Source organism: Amycolatopsis sp. NPDC043885 (assembly GCF_056435685.1).
In genome coordinates this window covers 160375-176399 of record NZ_JBWKEA010000004.1, presented here as the reverse complement: position 1 = coordinate 176399, position 16025 = coordinate 160375, and the positions used below count along the sequence as shown (strand labels likewise).

The window sequence follows — 16025 nt, the reverse complement described above, 5'->3', positions numbered from 1 at the left end:
TCGGGGGCCAGCGCGTGAAGGCCCCCTTCCCTCAGCTGACCCAAGGGGAAGGGGGCCTTCACGCGCAAAAGAAGAACTACCGGACCGAGCGCTCCTTCTTGGCGCGCGCGGAACGGGTGCAGACCTCACCGACGTCGACCGTCTGGCCTCGGTCGATGTAGACGTCCGCCAGCCCGACGAGCTTGCCCTTCGGCGACGTACAGGTCAGCTGGTACGCCTCCTTGGGGCCGTAGGTCGGCGGGATCGGCGACTGGAACGACACTCCGCCGGTCCAGTCGTCCACAGCGGACGGATTCGCCTGCGAGTAGTTGACCAGCACGGCCGTGTAGTCCCCGGCGGGCGGGTCGTACAGGATCGCGTGCTCTTCCGTGGTCGAACCGTTCGCCGACGACGACACCATGTTGCCCGCGGAGTCGAAGACGTACAGGTCCCAGTCCGTGTCCTGGCTGGCCCACTTGACGTCGACGCTGAACTTCCCGTTGTCGACCTTGGGGAGCCCGTCGACGTGGAACGTGAAGCTCTCCGAAGCCGGGTCGGCCGGGTAGTTCGTGTTGATCGCCGGGACCCCGGCCGGGTTGACGGCCTGGATCGCGGGCTGCGCCGGACCCTGTGGCTCGCGGCCGTAGCGGCCCGCGACGTAGGGCCGGGTCGACGGGTTGATCGACCACGCGAACCGGCCGCCGGTGGAGGACAGCGACGAGTTCAGGTCGTCGGTGACGTAGATCGGCGGCTTCGTCGAGCCGTCCGGCTGCACCACCGGCGAGGTCGGCGTCTGGAACGTCTTGTGCAGCTTCAACTGGTAACCCTTCGGCGCCGTACCGATCAGCGTCGAATGGGCCGCCGGGTCGGCGGTGTTGGCCAGCATGTCGATGAACGCGGCCCGGTTGCCGCCCTTGCCCGCGCCCGCCGCGGGGGCGACACCGGTGTACTCGGCCACGACACCGTCGGCGAACGGCGGGTGGAACTCGTTCGGGCCGACCTCGAAGGTGAAGCCCCAGCCACCGGTGGCCCAGTACGACCAGTCCTCGGTCGAGCCGGTCGTGTCGTAGAGCGCCCACGACGGCTGGCTGGTGTACCCGTTGCGCGAGGCCATCTTGTCGCCGAGCGCCTTGTACGCCGGCTCGTCGAGCGGCGGGCGGACGGCGGCGACACCCGGGACACGCAGCACCAGGTTGGAGTAGGTGTGCAGCGTGATCAGGTTGGTCACCTGGCGGTTGGACACGATCGAGCGGATGTTCTGCGTCTCGGGCTCGGAGAACGGGCCGGAACCACGGAACGTGTCACTGCGCCACAGGGTCGACGCGCCGGCGCCGCCCCAGAAACCCGCGTAGTTGCGGTTCGGGTCGGTTCCGCGTTCGCGGCCCGCGGGGTTGGCCTTGCAGACACCGGTCGCGAATTCCTTGGGCGAGTCGTTGACGTTGCAGTTCTTGCGCTTCATTTCATAGTCGAACCGCGAGAAGTCACCCTTGGGCTCGGCCTCACGGGAGATTTCGAAGCCGTCGGGGTTGACGATCGGCACGATGATGTTGCGCGTCCGGCCGACCAGGCCGCGGATCTCGGCGTTGCCGCCGGTGTAGCCCTTGACCAGCTCGTGGGCCCATTCCATGGCGTGCTCGCCCGCCGGCCACTCCCGGGCGTGGTGCACGCCCATGGTGAAGTTGACGGGTTTGCCGTCCGCGATGTTCTTGACGTCGCTCGCGACCTCGAGGCCGATGACGTCACGGCCTTCCCAGGTCGGCTGCGGCAGCGTGAACGCCGTGACGAGCTTGGGGTTCTTGCGGGCCAGTTCCTTGACCTCGAACTGGTAGTCGTAGAGGTGCCGGTAGCTCGTACGCCCGGACGGCAGGGTGGAGCCCGGCGTCTTCGCGGCGTACTCACGGTCGGTCTTGGCGTTCTGGATCGACTTGGCCGAAAGGTCGGCCTCGACCACCTTCGACTTGAAGCCGTTGTCCGCCAGCGTCTTGCGGTCGGCGTCGTTGGCGAGGACGACCTCCACGCCGCTGGCGTCGGCCTTCTCGGTGACGTCGAGGCCGAGCCGGAGCAACTTGTCCTTGTCCTGCTTGGCCGGGGTTTCGACGCGGACCAGCTCGGCGCGCTGCGGCGCGTGCGCGGCACTGGTCGGTGTCCCCTGCGGCGTGAGGGCCAGGAAGTCGACCCCGAGCAGCGCGTCGCGCGTCTTGCCGTCGTACCGGCAGGTCTGCACGACCAGCTTCTGGTCCTTCTTCACGAAGCCTTCGGCGAGTTCGTGGCTGCGCAACGCGGCGGACGCGGCGACCACGGCGCCGGTGTCCTTGTCGAAGACCGCGAGGTCCCAGTCGCCCTCGGCGCCGCCACGAGGCGCGATCCGCGCCTGCAGCAGACCGTCCACTGTGGACGTGAACTCGCGCCGGTCGGTACCTGCCGTGCCCGGCTTCTGGAGCGCGGCGAAACAGGAACGCGCCACGGCCTGGTTGGCCCGGACCACGTTGTCCGCGGCCACCGCCGTCGTGGCCGACGGAAGTGCCACGAAGGTGCCGGCGAGCACCAGGGTCGCCGCCGTCCATCCCGCTCTTCGCCGGTTTGGTGAATACCCCACAGACTGACCTCCTTGGACAGTCCGGTGACCGGGTGAGGTCACCGGTAGCGAGACCCTAGACCCGGGACACCGCCGGAGGGACCCGCCACAAGTCGCCTGCACCCCTTTCGGCCCAACGATCTCACCGACCGTGCCGGAACGATCACCGGCGTATGCGCCGCGGGTGGGGGTCATCCTGTCGATTCCGACAGGAAAGCCTAAGAAAACCTTCAGGTTGGGTGGTTACCTTTCAACCATGACGACGCCCCAGGTCACCACCAGGTCCCCGCTGGCCCTGCTGGCCGCCGTGGCCTCGGTCGCCGGCGGAGCGCTGCTGATCCTGCTCCTGCAGATCCTCCCCGCCACCAGCGACATCAGCCCGGTCCGCCGCACCATCAGCGAATACGCGCTCAGCGAGAACAAGTGGATCTTCGACGTCGCGGTCCTGCTGGTCGCGCTGGGCTCGGCGATCGGCTTCGGCGCGCTGATCCGCCGCAAGCACCTTCCCGTGCTGTCCGCGGCCTCGGTCTTCTGCGCTCTCTGGACGGTGAGCCTGGTGGTGATCGTGGCGTTCCCCAAGAACAACTGGGCGATCGGGCCGAGCATCGGCGGGACGGTGCACCGGATCGCGAGCGTCGTGGCCTTCGTCTGCCTGCCGCTGGCCGTGTGGTTCGCGGCGAAGGCCGTCTTCCCCTCCTCCCGCGCGCGGCGCGCCGTGACACGGGTGCTCGCGGTGGCGGCCTTGGCCTGGTTCGGTGTGATCCTCGGAGCGATCGTGATCTCGATGAACGGTGGCGAGCCCTGGTGGCGGGCGATCCCGCTCGGGCTGGTGGAGCGCGCGATGGCGCTGACCGGGCTGCTCGCGCTGGCGTCGCTGCTCATCCCCGCGCGCGTGGTCACCGCACCGGTGACCGAGCAGGCCGAAGCACTGGAGACAGCGTCCTGAACGCCGAACGCCTCGCCCGCGCCTGGGACGAAGCCGCCGACGGATACGAGGCGTACTACGTCCCCCGGTTCGCGCCTTGGGTCTCCGCGGCGGTGCGCGCCCTGCCCACCGAACTGCCCGACGGCCCCGTCTTCGTCCCGTGCTGCGGGACCTTCCCGGAACTCGACGTGCTCAGCGGGCACCTGCCCGGCCGCGAGATCGCCGGCATCGATCTGTCCGCCGGCATGGTCGCGAGGGCAAGGCGACGGGCCGCGGGCGATCCACTCGTACGCGTCGTCGAGGGTGACGCCTCGGAACTCGAACCGGCCTCGGCCGCCGCGGTCGTTTCGGTCTTCGGCCTCCAGCAACTCCCCGAGCCCGACGCCGCACTCCGGTCCTGGGCAGCCGCGCTGCGCCCGGGCGGCGTGCTTTCGGTCGTCTACTGGCCGCACAGCACCGAACCGGGCGGGCCGTTCACGGTGCTGTCCGACGTGCTCCGGGAACGTGTCCCCGCCGTCGACCGGTCCTGGGAGGAACGGCTCGCACCCGCGCTGGAGGGCGCCGTGCTCGAACGGGACGAGCCTTTGTCGTTCCCGATGGTCCACCCCGACGCGGACACGTTCTTCACCGCGCACACCCGGTCAGGGCCGATGCGGCCGCTGGCGGACGCGCGCGGCGAAGAGTTCATCGCCGAGCTGCGCGCGGAATTCCTGCGAAGGTCCCCGGCAGGGGAATGGCGGCACCGTCCGACTGCCCGGCATATCGTCGCGCGGGCGGCAGACCGGGCTTGACCTCGTCCTCTTCCGCGTCCTTGCGCAAGCGTGCGGTACAGACCGAAAGGTGCACGACGTTGGCGCGCTTGTGATGGCGGTACACGTGGACGTCGGAGGCGAAGCACGCCGCGGCCAGCAAGGCCCGCTGCTGCTCGATGCGCTCGTAGCCGACGCCTGCCGGGCAGAACACGGTGACCTCGACCTCGTCGCCGCGCGGTTTGGTCCACAGGATCACCGGCAGCTTGCCGTCGAGCGTGCACACCCGGGCACGGGCGAACCCGGTCCGCAGCCGGTGCTGCACGACGATCGAGCGGAGCCGGTCGCGGAGGAATCGCCGCGCCGAGCGCCAGTAGAACAGCCAGTTCGCGGCACCGAACAGCACGACCGCGCCCCAGATCGGGCCGACCGCCTGGAAAAGCGAGATCAGCGCGTACGGGAGGACGAGTAGCGCGCCGATCTCGTATCGCCAGTGATAAAGGGCGGTGACCGGGTTCGGCCTCCTGACCACCGTGATCTCCCTGGCCAGCTCGGCGATCGCCTGGGGTTCCTGCCAACGGCTCATGGCCTTCCTCCTGTCCGTCCGGCGGTTTGCTCGGCGGCCACGGCCGCCGCGGGAATGGAGCGGACGACACCGGCACCGGCGCAGTCCGGGCAAACGGCGTCCTCATAGGGCCACCACCCCGTGCCTCCGCACGGCGCGCAGGCGTGGACGGTGTCCCAGCGGGGATCTCGGTAGACGCGGCGCCTGCTGTCCGGCACCCGCGTCACCTGCCAGCCGCGAGCGGCCGCGCGCGTGTCCTCGCCGGTCGCGAAGAGCCATTCGTGGAAGCGTTCGAGAAGTCGATCGAACCAAGATCGGGGCGCTGCCATGTGGTTCTCGTGGTGGGACATGAGGTTCACCCCCGATACTGCGAAGCGCGGACTCGGGTCGGCACACACGACGCCTACTCGGGCATTCGTGTGGCCCGCAGGCGACGCGAACAGGTCAGATGCGCAGCGTCACATTCAGATGGCTGACAGCATCCGTTCTCCGGTCGTGCCCGGGTCGGACCGGTCCTCGTGGCCGGGTGGGTCACGCACACCAGGACCAGGTAGAACTGGGTCTGCCGCGACACTCGACACCTTGTGACACGACGTTGACCCACGCGCCAGCACGGTCCGATTCCCTTGCTGTACTCTCGCCGTTGTGTGCACGTTCAGTCACCGCCCTACATTGCCTACCAAAGGTAGGTAAGCCTGTGTCTAGTGCCTACATGAAGCCTACATCGGCCGGGCAGGGGCCGGTAAGCCCTGATGCGGAAACCGTTACCGCGTCGGGTGTCGGACGTGAGCTGCGGCGGCTGCGCAAGGCCGCGGGCGAAACGCAGGCGGAGACCGCCCGGATCATCGGCGTCACCAGGGCGAACCTGACCCAGTGGGAGACCGGGAAATACCTGCCGTCGGCGCACAACGCGCGTCAGCTCGACGATCACTTCCGCGCCTCGAACGCGCTGTTCACCCTGGTGGAGACGGCCCGTTCACCCCAGCACCACACTCCGCCCGCCCTCGGTGACGCCGCCGTCGTCGACACCTCGCGGTCACTGCTGGAGGTCTTCCACACCGTCGGCGCCAAACTCGCCGAGCGCCTGATCCGGGACGAGCACGGGAAACCGCTGGGCTGGCGGCACAACCTGCAGAAGAGCACCGGGCCGAAGGCGCTCAGCACCGCGTACGGGATCAACACCATGCTGGTGGTAGGCGATCCCTACATCGACCTACATACGCTTGCCGAAGACCTGTACCGGCTGCAATCCGCCCAGGGCTGGCGGGGCCGCGCGGGCGGCAAGCGGCCGGAGACGACCGCTTCCGTGGTGGATGCGCTCTTCCGCACCAGCACCATGTCCGCCGACGAAGGGCTGGAACAGCTCGAAGGGTCACTCGACCCGTACAGCAGGACCCGCCCCTACCTGTTGTCCGCCGTGTTGCACACGGCGGTCCGGCTCCGGCCGGACGCCCCGCTGACCGACCGGCTGATCGACGCCCTCCTGGCGGCCCGGCTCGACTTCGACGGCTCACAGCTGTGGCCGGAGAAGAACGAGGCCGGGCTCGTCGCCCCGGAGGCTTCGGTGGTGCACACCGCACGATCGGTCGTCGCCTTGCGGGAAGTCCTGCGCAGCCGCGAAGATCGCAATGACGTCCGAGAGGCGGCCGACGAAGCCACACAATGGCTCATCGACCGGTCGCATTCGGACGATGGCGTGGCCGAGGATCTCGAAAGGCCTCGTCCCGACGGAGAAGGAACGACCCGGATCATCATCCGGCACTTCACCGCAGCCTGGATCGTCCAAGCGCTCGCCACCGCACCCTTCCTGCCACTCCCCCGGCTGAACCGGGCGCTCGGAACCCTTTGGGAGCGCTACGACGCCGATCAGGGACTGTGGGCCTGGGGAAGCGGCGACCTACCCATCTGGCAGACGTTGGACGCCGTCACCGCGCTCCGCGCGGCCGCCTTGGCCGCCGCCGGGCCCCCGCTCAGCCCTCCAGGAACTCCAGGAACTCCATGATCGACACCCCGCCCTCGACCCTCACGGCCGCGCCCGCGTTCCTCCGTAAGATCACCGGCAGCCGCCCTGGCCACGGCGACGCGGACCTTCCCTGGCTGCGCACGGTCGCGCACCGGGTACAGGATTCCCCCGGCACCTTCCTTTCGTGGCTCGAAGAAATCCTCGGCGACGAGGAAGCCGTCCGAGTCGCGGCGAAGCGTTCCTACTGGCATCCGAACGGATTCGCCAAAATGGTGCTCCACGCCTCTGCCGATTTCCGCATCCGGCTCCATGTCTGGCCGGAATCCGCGGAGCCGTCCCGCGGCGAGTCCAATCCGCACAGCCATCGGTGGGAATTCGCTTCGACCATCGTCGCGGGCGAAGGCCTGCACATGGTCGAGTTCCACGAAACGACCGAAGGCGGGAAGCCGTACGCCCGGTACCGCTACGGCGCCGATCCGGCGAATCCGGCCGCGTTGCTCGCGGACGGCGATGCCCGGCTCACCGCGGAGAAGACCCCGCACGTCCGGCTCGGCGACGTCTACTCGTGCGACACCGCCGTCGTGCACACCGTCCGGCCCATCGAAGCGGGATTGACCGCGACCGTGGTGGTCCAGGGACCGCACCGCACCAGCACCACGGTCGTGTACTGCGAGCCCGGCGAGTCCGACGACCAGCCCAACGGCGAACTGACCGAGACCGATTTCCGCGTCCTGGTCGGCGCCGTCGCGAAAGCGGTGGCGTCATGCCGTTGACCTGGCCCGCCCCGCGCCGCGGGATCCTGACCGACCGGGCCATCAAACGCGCGCACCGCACCGGGGAACTCGCGATCACCCCGTTCGAGCCCGGCCTCGTCCGTCCCGCCGCGATCAGCCTGCGGCTCGGACGTCAGGCGTTCGCGCTGGAATCGACCGGGACCGTCGACATCGCCGACCGGAGCACGTATCCGGAGCTCCGGCCGAAGGAACTCGACGCCGAAGGCAGGCTGCGCGTCGAACCCGGCGAAGTCGTTCTCGCCCCGACGCTGGAGAAGATCGGGCTTTCCGAGAAGCTCGCCGGGCTCGTCGACGGCACGAGCGACTACGCGCGGCTCGGCATCAGCGTCGTCCTGTGCGGTCAGGTCAGCCCTGGCTTCGGCAACGAGACCGGCGCCGTGCTGACCCTGGAAATCGTGAACCACCTGCGGCATCCCGTACTCCTGCACCCCGGAACGCGGATCTGCAACCTGATGCTGTTCGCTTCCACCGGAAGCGAACAGCCCTACGGCACGATGCCGAACAACTACTCCAGCGACCACAACGTCGCGCCGTCCCGATTGGCGGATCATGTCGGGCGTAACTGAACTCTCGCCGATCGGTGACGGCGTCCGGCTCGGCGACCTCGGCGAGCACGCGATCCTGGAGCACATCCTGCGGCCGCGCTACGGCGGTGTCCGCGGATTCGGGGACGACTGCGCGGTCCTCGACGCCACGGAAGGGCTTCGCGGCGAGCTGGTCGCCACCACCGACAGCTGCCCGACGCCGCTGGTCACCATCCTGGGCGAAACGGACCCCTACCACGCCGGATGGCTACTGGCGACGATCAACCTCTCCGATCTGGCCGCGGCCGGGGCCACCCCGCTCGGCCTGGTCGTCAACTACACCCTGCCGAAGACGACCACCGCGGGCGAGTTCCGGCGGCTTCTCGACGGCGTGGACGACTGCACGAAGGTGCACGGCACCAAGGTCGTCGGCGGCGATCTCCGGGACGGCCCGGTCCGGCAGCTCACCGCGACCGCGATCGGCCGGTGCGTCCCCGGCGGGCGGCTCGGGCGCGCGGGCGCCGAAGCCGGCGACCGTCTGCTGCTGGTCGGTTCGCCCGGCTATCTCTGGGCGTACGCGCTGCTGGTCGAAAAGCAGGCACAGCTTCCCGGACCTCTCTTCGCGGACATCCGTGAGCGCGCCTGCCGTCCGATGGCCCAGGTGGCCGCTGGCAGGATCCTCGCCACGGCCGGGCTGGCACGCGCCGCCATGGACGTCTCCGACGGTCTCTTCCCGACCGTGCGAACCCTGTGTGGCGCCAACGGTCTCGGCGCGCGGATCACCACGGACTTCCGGCTGGACGACGCGCCCGCCGACGTCTGCGCGCAGTCGGGACTCGACCGGTTCGAGCTCGCGCAGGCCTGGGGCGACTGGACGCTCGTGGTCGCGGTGCGGGCGCAGGATGTCGCACTCGCCAAGAAGATCCTCGCCGGTGAAGGCGTCGCGGCACAGGAAATCGGCTCCCTCGTGCCCCGCGAGGAAGGCATTTCGCTGGACGACGGCGAACGCTGGGAAGGGATCGCGCAGGAGCGGTTCTCGCCCAGTTCCTGGCACGGCGGCGAGGTGCCGAAGCTGATCACCGAGGTTCTCGGCAGGCGCGCGGGCTGAGCCCCTGCGGGCGCGGAAACGATTGTTCCGCGCCCGCATTCACCAAAGGGCGCCTCAAAAGACATTGACAGTACCGGCGTCGATGCCGTTCCGTGAATACGGAAGATCACCGGGGTTCCACGGTCGCCCGAAAACACGGGCGGCGCGGGCGTCACGCAAGGCTACGGTCGCCGCCATGAAGGAACGAATGGACCAGCCATCGGTAAATCCCACCACGCTTATGTCGCCGTGTGTCAGCGGGATGCCGCTTCTCCACCCTTGGGAACACCCGTTCAGCCCAGAGCGTTCCTGCTAGGATAAAACGTAGGATGTTTGGCCGGTTTTCGCCATGCGAGCATCATATCCATTGCGCATACGGGGGTACCATGAAGTTGCGTATACTTGGCCGTCTCTCAGTGACCGTGAATGGCGTTGACTACACGCCGACGGCACCCAAGTTACGACACCTTCTCGCATTGTTCATGATTAACTCCAACGAAGTCGTTTCGGTGGACTGCTGCATCGACGAATTGTGGCCGACGGACCCGCCCAAGAGTGCGTTGTCGACGCTGCAGACCTATACGCTGCAGTTGCGCAAGATCCTCCGGTCCATTCCGGTGAGCACCACCTCGCCGGACGCGACACTGGAACTGCGCACCCGGCACCAGGGGTATCAACTGGTGGCACCCCGGGAGAGCCTCGACAAGGAACTCTTCGACAGACTGGTCGAAACGGCGAGGGAAGAACTAGGACGGGACAACGTGCGCCGGGCCGCCACGCTCTTCCACTCCGCGCTGCGATTGTGCGAGGAGCCCGTTCTCGCCGACGTACGCCAGGGCCCCTCGATCGCCGCCTACCGGCTGGAAATCAAGGAGACCAGGTTCAGCGTCCTCGGCGAGCGCATCGACGCCGATCTCAGGCTGGGAAGGCACCGCGCGGTGATCGCCGAACTGCGGCAGCTCATGTGCGCCCATCCGATGGACGAGAACATCCACGCCCAGCTGATGGTGGCACATTATCGTTCCGGCCAGCGCGCGGAATCGGTGATGGTCTTCCATCGGCTCCGCCGGACTCTCGCCGAAGACCTGGGACTGGAACCCAGCCCACAGACGAAAAGGCTGTTCGAGGCCATTCTCAAAACCGACAAACTGCCCACCGGCGAAGTGCCGGACAGCCTGTCCGGCCTGCGGCTCGCCTGATAATCGTCGACCCGATGAGGAGGTAGCGGACTCGCCAACGAGACCGACACCTTCCAGCTGTCCATAAGGGACCTTTCCCGAGGGGACGGCGCCCGATTAGCCCGATTTGCATGATTTCGCGACGGGGTAGTGAGTGACAAAGAGGGTTAGAACCCAATGCCACGTAGCTTAAGGGGCGCCTTCGGCCCTGGTCGTGGGTCGGGTTGGTCGTGAGTGGCGTTTCGGGTTAGAACCCGAAACGCCACTCACGACCCCTCGCGAAATCGCCCACCCGGGCATCACTCAGACATTGAGTCAGCGAAAATGTCCTTTGTGGACACTCGGAGCACGGCAGGAACCCGCCGGCCGGTCAAAACCACGCCACAAGGCCTCCTTCCCACCTTGCAGGGGCCTTCGGCTCACCTGACCGCGGATCCCGGTAGTGGTAATCGTCAACCTAGTACTGGCATTACCAGCTTACCGAGGTTGTCGGCCGCGACGGTTCCGCCATAATGGGTAGGTGCAGGCAAGGAAGGAACTCAGCGATTTCCTGCGGTCCCGGCGCGATCGGCTGCGGCCGGAGGACGTGGGACTGACGTCCGTCGGCCGTCGGCGCACCCCGGGCCTGCGCCGTACCGAAATCGCCCACCTCGCCGGGATCAGCGTCGATTACTACGTGCGGATGGAGCAAGGCCGTGACGGGCGCCCGTCGCCCACGGTCTTGGAGGCGCTGTCGCGGGTGCTGGGTCTCGACGAAGACGAACGCGGTCACCTGTACACCCTCGCCCGCTCGGAACCGGCGCCCCGGCGCGAGAACTCCGACGAGGAGGTCCGGCCGAGCGTGCGCAGGCTGCTCGAGCTGCTCAACCCGAGCACACCCGCGTTCGTCGTGGGGCGGCGTATGGAAGTCCTCGCCTGGAACGATCTCGCGGTCGCACTGCTCACCGATTTCGAGGCCTGCCGTCCCCCGTTGCGCAATATGGTGTGGCACGGTTTCTGCGATCCCGCGGCCCGGCAGTTGTACGTGGACTGGGAACAGATGGCCCGGCAGGAGCTGGCGCACCTGCGGGTGGCGGTCGGCCGCTACCCGGACGATCCCGGCATCGTCGCGCTGGTCGGGGAACTGTTCCTGAAGAGCGAGGATTTCCGGCAGTGGTGGGAGAACCACGACGTCCAGGACCGGAGCCACGGCCTGCGGGAGTTCGATCACCCGTTGGTGGGCAGGCTCGAATTGCACTATGAATCCCTCGCCGTCCCCGGCGTACTCGACCAGAAACTCGTGACCTACACCGCGGACAAGGGCAGCCCCTCCCAGGCCGCTCTCGACACGCTCGCGGCGGCGGCTGCCGAGACGAAGCGTGCGCACGGGGAGCGCGATCCCGCACCGAGCGGCTGACTTCCGTCGATTTTCGCCCGATTCTTCAGCGTGCGCTGCCAGCCTGGCTGCAGGGAGACTCCCGCACCGCTCGAATGCCGGATGCGGAGCCCGGAGCCAAAGGCAGGTACTTCGGACACGACACGCTAGGCGGGCAGATGTCAGTCACTCTTCTCACCGGGAAATCACTACGCATGGCGCGCCTTTCCCGGCGCGCCGACAACAGATACCTCTTCGTGCCGCTCGACCACTCGATATCCGATGGGCCCATCGGCACCGCGGCGGCTTTCAATCGCTTGATAGAAGACATCTCGGACGGCGGCGGCGACGCGATCGTCGTGCACAAGGGCCGCGCGCGAATGGTCGATCCGGCCTCGCTGGGCGATTGTTCCCTCGTGGTACACCTTTCCGCCAGCACCACGCACGCCAGCGACCGCGACGCCAAAGTGCTCGTCGGTGGCGTCGACGAAGCGGTGCGGCTGGGCGCGGACGCGGTCAGCGTGCACGTCAACATCGGATCCGAGACCGAAGCAGCGCAACTGGCGGATCTGGGCGCCGTCGCTTCGGCCTGCACGAACTGGGGCATGCCGTTGCTGGCCATGATCTACCCCCGTGGCCCGCGGATCAGCGATCCGGGCGATCCGGAACTGCTCGCGCACGTGGTCGGCATCGCGGCCGACCTCGGCGCGGACATCGTCAAAACGGTGCTCGCCTCCCCCGTCGAGCGGATGGCCCAGGTAGTGCTGAGCTCACCGATCCCGGTCGTGGTCGCGGGCGGTGCCGCCGCCGAAGGAGGCCTCGCCGAGTTCGCCACCTCGGCGCTGGCGGCGGGTTGCCGGGGCGTGGCCGTGGGCAGGCGGGTCTTCGAAAGCCCCGACCCGCGCCACGCCGTGCGTGAACTGGCCGCGGCGATCCACGGCCCTCAGACGACCGACTCCCTGCGCAAGGAACTGGTTGGTGCCCCGTGAAATTCGCCTGGATCGATCTCCGTACCGTGCCCGACGCCCAGCGAGAAGCGGTCGTCGACGCGGCCGTGCACGCGAGGGTGGACGCCTTGGTGCACGACGACGTGCGGCTCCTCGACACCCTTCCCGCGACAGTCAAACGCGTTCTGGTCCGGCCGGACCAGAACGGCGCAGGCGAGGGTTTGGTGCACCTCCGCGCCGTGGGCGGGGAAGCCGACCTGAACGCCCTCAAAAGCGCCTGGTACGACGAAAAGACCGACATCGCCGGACTGGTGCACGTGCGTGACGACGCGACGCTGACCCTTGCCTGCGAATCCGCGCGCTCACTGCCCTACACGGTGGTGGAATTCCGCGACCCGACGAAGATCCCGCTCGAAATCGTCATCGCGGCCGCGGACGGCTCGCCAGGGCAGCTGATCTGCCAGGCCGCCGATCTCGAAGAGGCGCAGATCATCGTGGACGTCCTCGAAAAGGGCTCCGAAGGTGTGTTGCTGGCGCCTCGCGACGCCAACGACGTCTTCGGCCTGATGGAGATCTTGCGGGACAAGACACCACAGCTGAGCCTGACCAAGCTGACCGTCGAGTCGATCGAGCACTGCGGGCTCGGCGACCGGGTCTGCATCGACACCTGCACCCATTTCGGCGAGGACGAGGGCATGCTGGTCGGCTCGTACTCTCAGGGTTTCATCCTGTGCTGCAGCGAAACCCATCCGTTGCCCTACATGCCGACGCGGCCGTTCCGGATCAACGCCGGGGCGTTGCACTCCTACGTGTTCGGGCAGGACAACCGGACGAACTACCTGAGCGAGCTCAAGGCCGGAAGCACGGTGCTCGGTGTCGGCGCCGACGGCCGGACCCGCCGCATCGTGGTCGGGCGGATCAAACTCGAGTCCCGGCCGCTGTTGAGCATCAAGGCCGTTTCCGAAGAGGGCGTCGTCGTCAACCTGATCGTCCAGGACGACTGGCACGTGCGGGTCCTCGGTCCCGGTGGCACGGTGCTCAACGTCACCGAGCTCACGCCGGGCACGCAGGTACTGGGCCACCTGGCCACCGACCAGCGCCATGTCGGCTGGCCCGTCGGCGAATTCTGTCTGGAAAAGTGACCTCCGCCGGTCCCGCTCGGACGGCGAACCGGGCGGGACCGGCCTTCGGACGGTGGTGGGCATGAGAACGCGATCCTGGTGGGGAGAGGACCTTCTCGGCCGCGGTGCCGACGACGAACTCTGGGCGTACGGGGAACATGCCGTCACCCGCGGCCGCCTCCGCGCGGAGGTGGCCTGGCTCGTGGGCGTGTACCGCCATCACGGCATCGGGGCGGGTACCACGGTCGCCCTGCACGGGACCCCCAGTTTCACCCAGTTGTGGTCCGTGTTCGCGTTGTGGGAGCTGGGTGCGCAAGTCGCCCTGATCGAGCAGAAGACCTGCCTCGCCGAGATGACCTGCCTGCTCGGCCGGTGGCGTCCGCGGTATTTCGTCACCTTCGGCGGCAGCGGGCGCAGGAGCCGCCCGTTCACCGATGAATGCGAAGTGCTGGTGAGGCGGTTGCCCGACGGCGAACCCGCCTCGACCGGCCACTGTCTGCTCCAGCTCTCCTCGGGTACCACCGGAACGGGGAAGCTCATCGGCCGGACGCCGGAGTCGATCCTCGCCGAGCTCGGGCGGATCGCGGCGGTGGAAGGCGTTCCCGGACCGGGGGAACGGGTGCTGCTGCTGAACTCCCTCGCGCATTCCTTCGGCATGGTCGGTGGTGTCCTGCACGGGCTCGACACCGGGGCTTCCCTGCTGTTCCCCGCCCGCTCGTCGGCGGTGCGGACAGCGGACGTCGTCCTCGGTGAACCGCGGGACTTCGCGCGGCTCAGCGAAGAAACCGTCGCCCCTTTCACCTCGCTGCGCGCGGCGGTCTCCAGCGGAGACGTCCTGCATCACGATGTCTTCGACCGCTTCCTGGACCGGCACGGTGTGCGCATCGGCCAGGCCTACGGCACCACCGAGACCGGCGTGATCGCGATGGACGTCGCGGGCCGGTTCGCGATCTCCGGTGTCGGGAAACCGGTCCCCGGGATCCGGGCCCGCGTCGCGGACGGCGTGCTGGACGTGCACCTGGCCCGTTCGCCGTACGTCATCGAGGCCGACCCCTGGTTCGGTGGCTGGCTCTCCACCGGTGACCGGGTCCGGCGGGACCCGGTCACCGGCTCGCTGCAGCTCCTCGGCCGGACCGAACGCGCCGGCGGGGACCACCGGGATCTGGACCTGCTCGAGATCGAACGGGTACTGGCGGCGCACCGCGAGGTCACCGACGTGATCGTTCTCGGTTCCGACGTCATAGAGGCCCACGTGGCCGGAACGACGGCGCTGGACCCGGATCACCTCGGGTCGTGGTGTCGCCGGCTTCTGGGAGCGGAGAAGACACCATCGCGTTACCACGTCCTTCCCGCGCTCCCCCGCACCACCAACGGAAAGTATCTGCGGGACCGGAACGCGCTCCGGACCGCCGGACGGTCTCGGTGACTATCCGGCGGAGATGAGGTCCGCGGCGAGACCGGCCGGTGTCGCCGCGGGCCCTTCCAGCACCGGATCGGCGAGCAGGATGGCCGTCTGGAGTTCGCTCAGCGCGCGGGAGCCTCTCTCGGCGGTGGCCAGGAATCGTTGATACACCGCCAAGGCGTCGGCCTGCCTGCCGCTGCGGTAGAGCGCCGTCATCAGATACGCGGTGAGCTGTTCCTCCGCCGGATGCCGGTGTACCAGTGCGGCGAGCTTGCCGAGCACCTGGCGATGACGGCCCAGCCGGAGCGCCAGGTCGGCGCAGATCACGACGGCCTCCATGCGCTTCGATCGCAACCCGACCAGCGTCCGCTGGGTCCCTGGCCCGGTCTTGACGTCGACGAGTGCCTCGGTGCGCCACAGATCCAGTGCCTCGGTGATCACCCTGGCCGCTTCGCCGAGTTTCCCGTCCGCGCGCCGGATCCGCGCGAGCGCCACGAGCTTGTCGAACCGGTCGAGATCGAGTTCCATCGGCTCGGTGGTGAACAGATAGCCCGCGTCGGGACCGGCTCCGGTGGTACGCAGACGTCCCGCCGCGGGGCCGAGAGCCTTGCGCAGCTGCAGGATGTGCGTGTGCACGGTCGACACCGAACAGGTCTTCGATGCCCCGTCCCCGAGCTCTCTGGCGCACTGGGTGACGCTCACCTCGTGGTTGGCGTTCAGCAACAGCAGCGCCAGCAGCGTCCGCTGCTTCGGCGCCGAAGGCACGATCGGCCTTCCGTCGTGAACCACCTCGAGCGGGCCCAGCAAAGCGATCCTCACGGTGACTCGACTCCCTTCGATCTCTGTACTGGCAGTGATCCGG

The 16025-nt window shown here is 68.2% G+C and carries 15 protein-coding genes; 11 read left to right on the top strand and 4 right to left on the bottom strand.

Going from position 1 to position 16025, the window contains the following annotated elements; all coding sequences use genetic code 11:
• Nucleotides 1-76 precede the first annotated feature (76 nt).
• Nucleotides 77-2575 carry a M14 family zinc carboxypeptidase gene (locus tag AC069I_RS15855; protein WP_478229051.1) on the bottom strand — a complete coding sequence of 833 codons (2499 nt, stop codon included), beginning with the start codon at nt 2573-2575 and terminating at the stop codon, nt 77-79.
• Nucleotides 2576-2810: 235 nt separating this feature from the next.
• On the opposite strand from AC069I_RS15855, the gene AC069I_RS15850 reads away from it, so the two are divergent.
• Nucleotides 2811-3500 (top strand): DUF998 domain-containing protein, encoded by a 690-nt coding sequence (locus tag AC069I_RS15850; RefSeq protein ID WP_478229050.1) that lies wholly within the window; start codon nt 2811-2813, stop codon nt 3498-3500.
• A gap of 92 nt (nt 3501-3592) precedes the next feature.
• On the top strand, nt 3593-4270 hold the full coding sequence (locus tag AC069I_RS15845; protein WP_478265707.1) for a class I SAM-dependent methyltransferase: 678 nt from the start codon (nt 3593-3595) through the stop codon (nt 4268-4270).
• On the opposite strand, the gene AC069I_RS15840 is transcribed toward AC069I_RS15845, so the two are convergent.
• Both AC069I_RS15840 and AC069I_RS15835 read right to left on the bottom strand, forming a co-directional pair.
• The gene (locus tag AC069I_RS15840) at nt 4164-4814 is read right to left on the bottom strand and encodes a hypothetical protein (RefSeq protein ID WP_478265706.1); all 651 of its coding nucleotides are present in this window, start codon (nt 4812-4814) and stop codon (nt 4164-4166) included. The two genes, AC069I_RS15845 and AC069I_RS15840, sit on opposite strands and share 107 nt — an antisense overlap.
• On the bottom strand, nt 4811-5143 hold the full coding sequence (locus AC069I_RS15835; RefSeq protein ID WP_478229047.1) for a hypothetical protein: 333 nt from the start codon (nt 5141-5143) through the stop codon (nt 4811-4813). Before AC069I_RS15835 ends, AC069I_RS15840 begins: the two co-directional genes overlap by 4 nt.
• 362 nt (nt 5144-5505) lie before the next feature.
• Here AC069I_RS15835 and AC069I_RS15830 point away from each other — a divergent pair, with 362 nt between their 5' ends.
• The 9 genes from AC069I_RS15830 (at nt 5506) to AC069I_RS15790 (ending at nt 15187) form a co-directional block, all read left to right on the top strand.
• Nucleotides 5506-6795, top strand: a complete 1290-nt coding sequence (locus AC069I_RS15830; RefSeq protein ID WP_478229046.1) for a helix-turn-helix transcriptional regulator — start codon at nt 5506-5508, stop codon at nt 6793-6795.
• Nucleotides 6792-7529, top strand: a complete 738-nt coding sequence (locus AC069I_RS15825) for a hypothetical protein (protein WP_478229045.1) — start codon at nt 6792-6794, stop codon at nt 7527-7529. Before AC069I_RS15830 ends, AC069I_RS15825 begins: the two co-directional genes overlap by 4 nt.
• Complete coding sequence (gene dcd / locus AC069I_RS15820; protein ID WP_340682993.1) at nt 7520-8116, top strand: dCTP deaminase; 597 nt, start codon at nt 7520-7522, stop codon at nt 8114-8116. The genes AC069I_RS15825 and dcd overlap by 10 nt, the downstream gene beginning before the upstream one ends.
• Nucleotides 8100-9182: a thiamine-phosphate kinase gene (locus AC069I_RS15815; RefSeq protein WP_478229044.1), complete on the top strand. Its 1083-nt coding sequence runs from the start codon at nt 8100-8102 to the stop codon at nt 9180-9182. The genes dcd and AC069I_RS15815 overlap by 17 nt, the downstream gene beginning before the upstream one ends.
• 461 nt (nt 9183-9643) lie before the next feature.
• Entirely contained in the window at nt 9644-10360 is a 717-nt protein-coding gene (locus AC069I_RS15810) for an AfsR/SARP family transcriptional regulator (protein ID WP_478265705.1), read from the top strand.
• A 499-nt stretch (nt 10361-10859) separates the two neighbouring features.
• A complete protein-coding gene (locus AC069I_RS15805) occupies nt 10860-11735 on the top strand; it encodes a helix-turn-helix transcriptional regulator (RefSeq protein WP_340682996.1) in 876 nt (291 codons plus the stop codon).
• 137 nt (nt 11736-11872) lie between these two features.
• Complete coding sequence (locus tag AC069I_RS15800; protein WP_478229042.1) at nt 11873-12682, top strand: 2-amino-3,7-dideoxy-D-threo-hept-6-ulosonate synthase; 810 nt, start codon at nt 11873-11875, stop codon at nt 12680-12682.
• The gene (locus AC069I_RS15795; RefSeq protein WP_478229041.1) at nt 12679-13782 is read left to right on the top strand and encodes a 3-dehydroquinate synthase II family protein; all 1104 of its coding nucleotides are present in this window, start codon (nt 12679-12681) and stop codon (nt 13780-13782) included. The genes AC069I_RS15800 and AC069I_RS15795 overlap by 4 nt, the downstream gene beginning before the upstream one ends.
• 61 nt (nt 13783-13843) lie before the next feature.
• A complete protein-coding gene (locus tag AC069I_RS15790; RefSeq protein WP_478265704.1) occupies nt 13844-15187 on the top strand; it encodes a class I adenylate-forming enzyme family protein in 1344 nt (447 codons plus the stop codon).
• Here the strand turns inward: AC069I_RS15790 and AC069I_RS15785 are convergent, their stop codons facing one another.
• A complete protein-coding gene (locus AC069I_RS15785) occupies nt 15188-15982 on the bottom strand; it encodes an AfsR/SARP family transcriptional regulator (RefSeq protein ID WP_478229039.1) in 795 nt (264 codons plus the stop codon). It abuts the gene before it with no gap.
• Nucleotides 15983-16025: the final 43 nt, after the last annotated feature.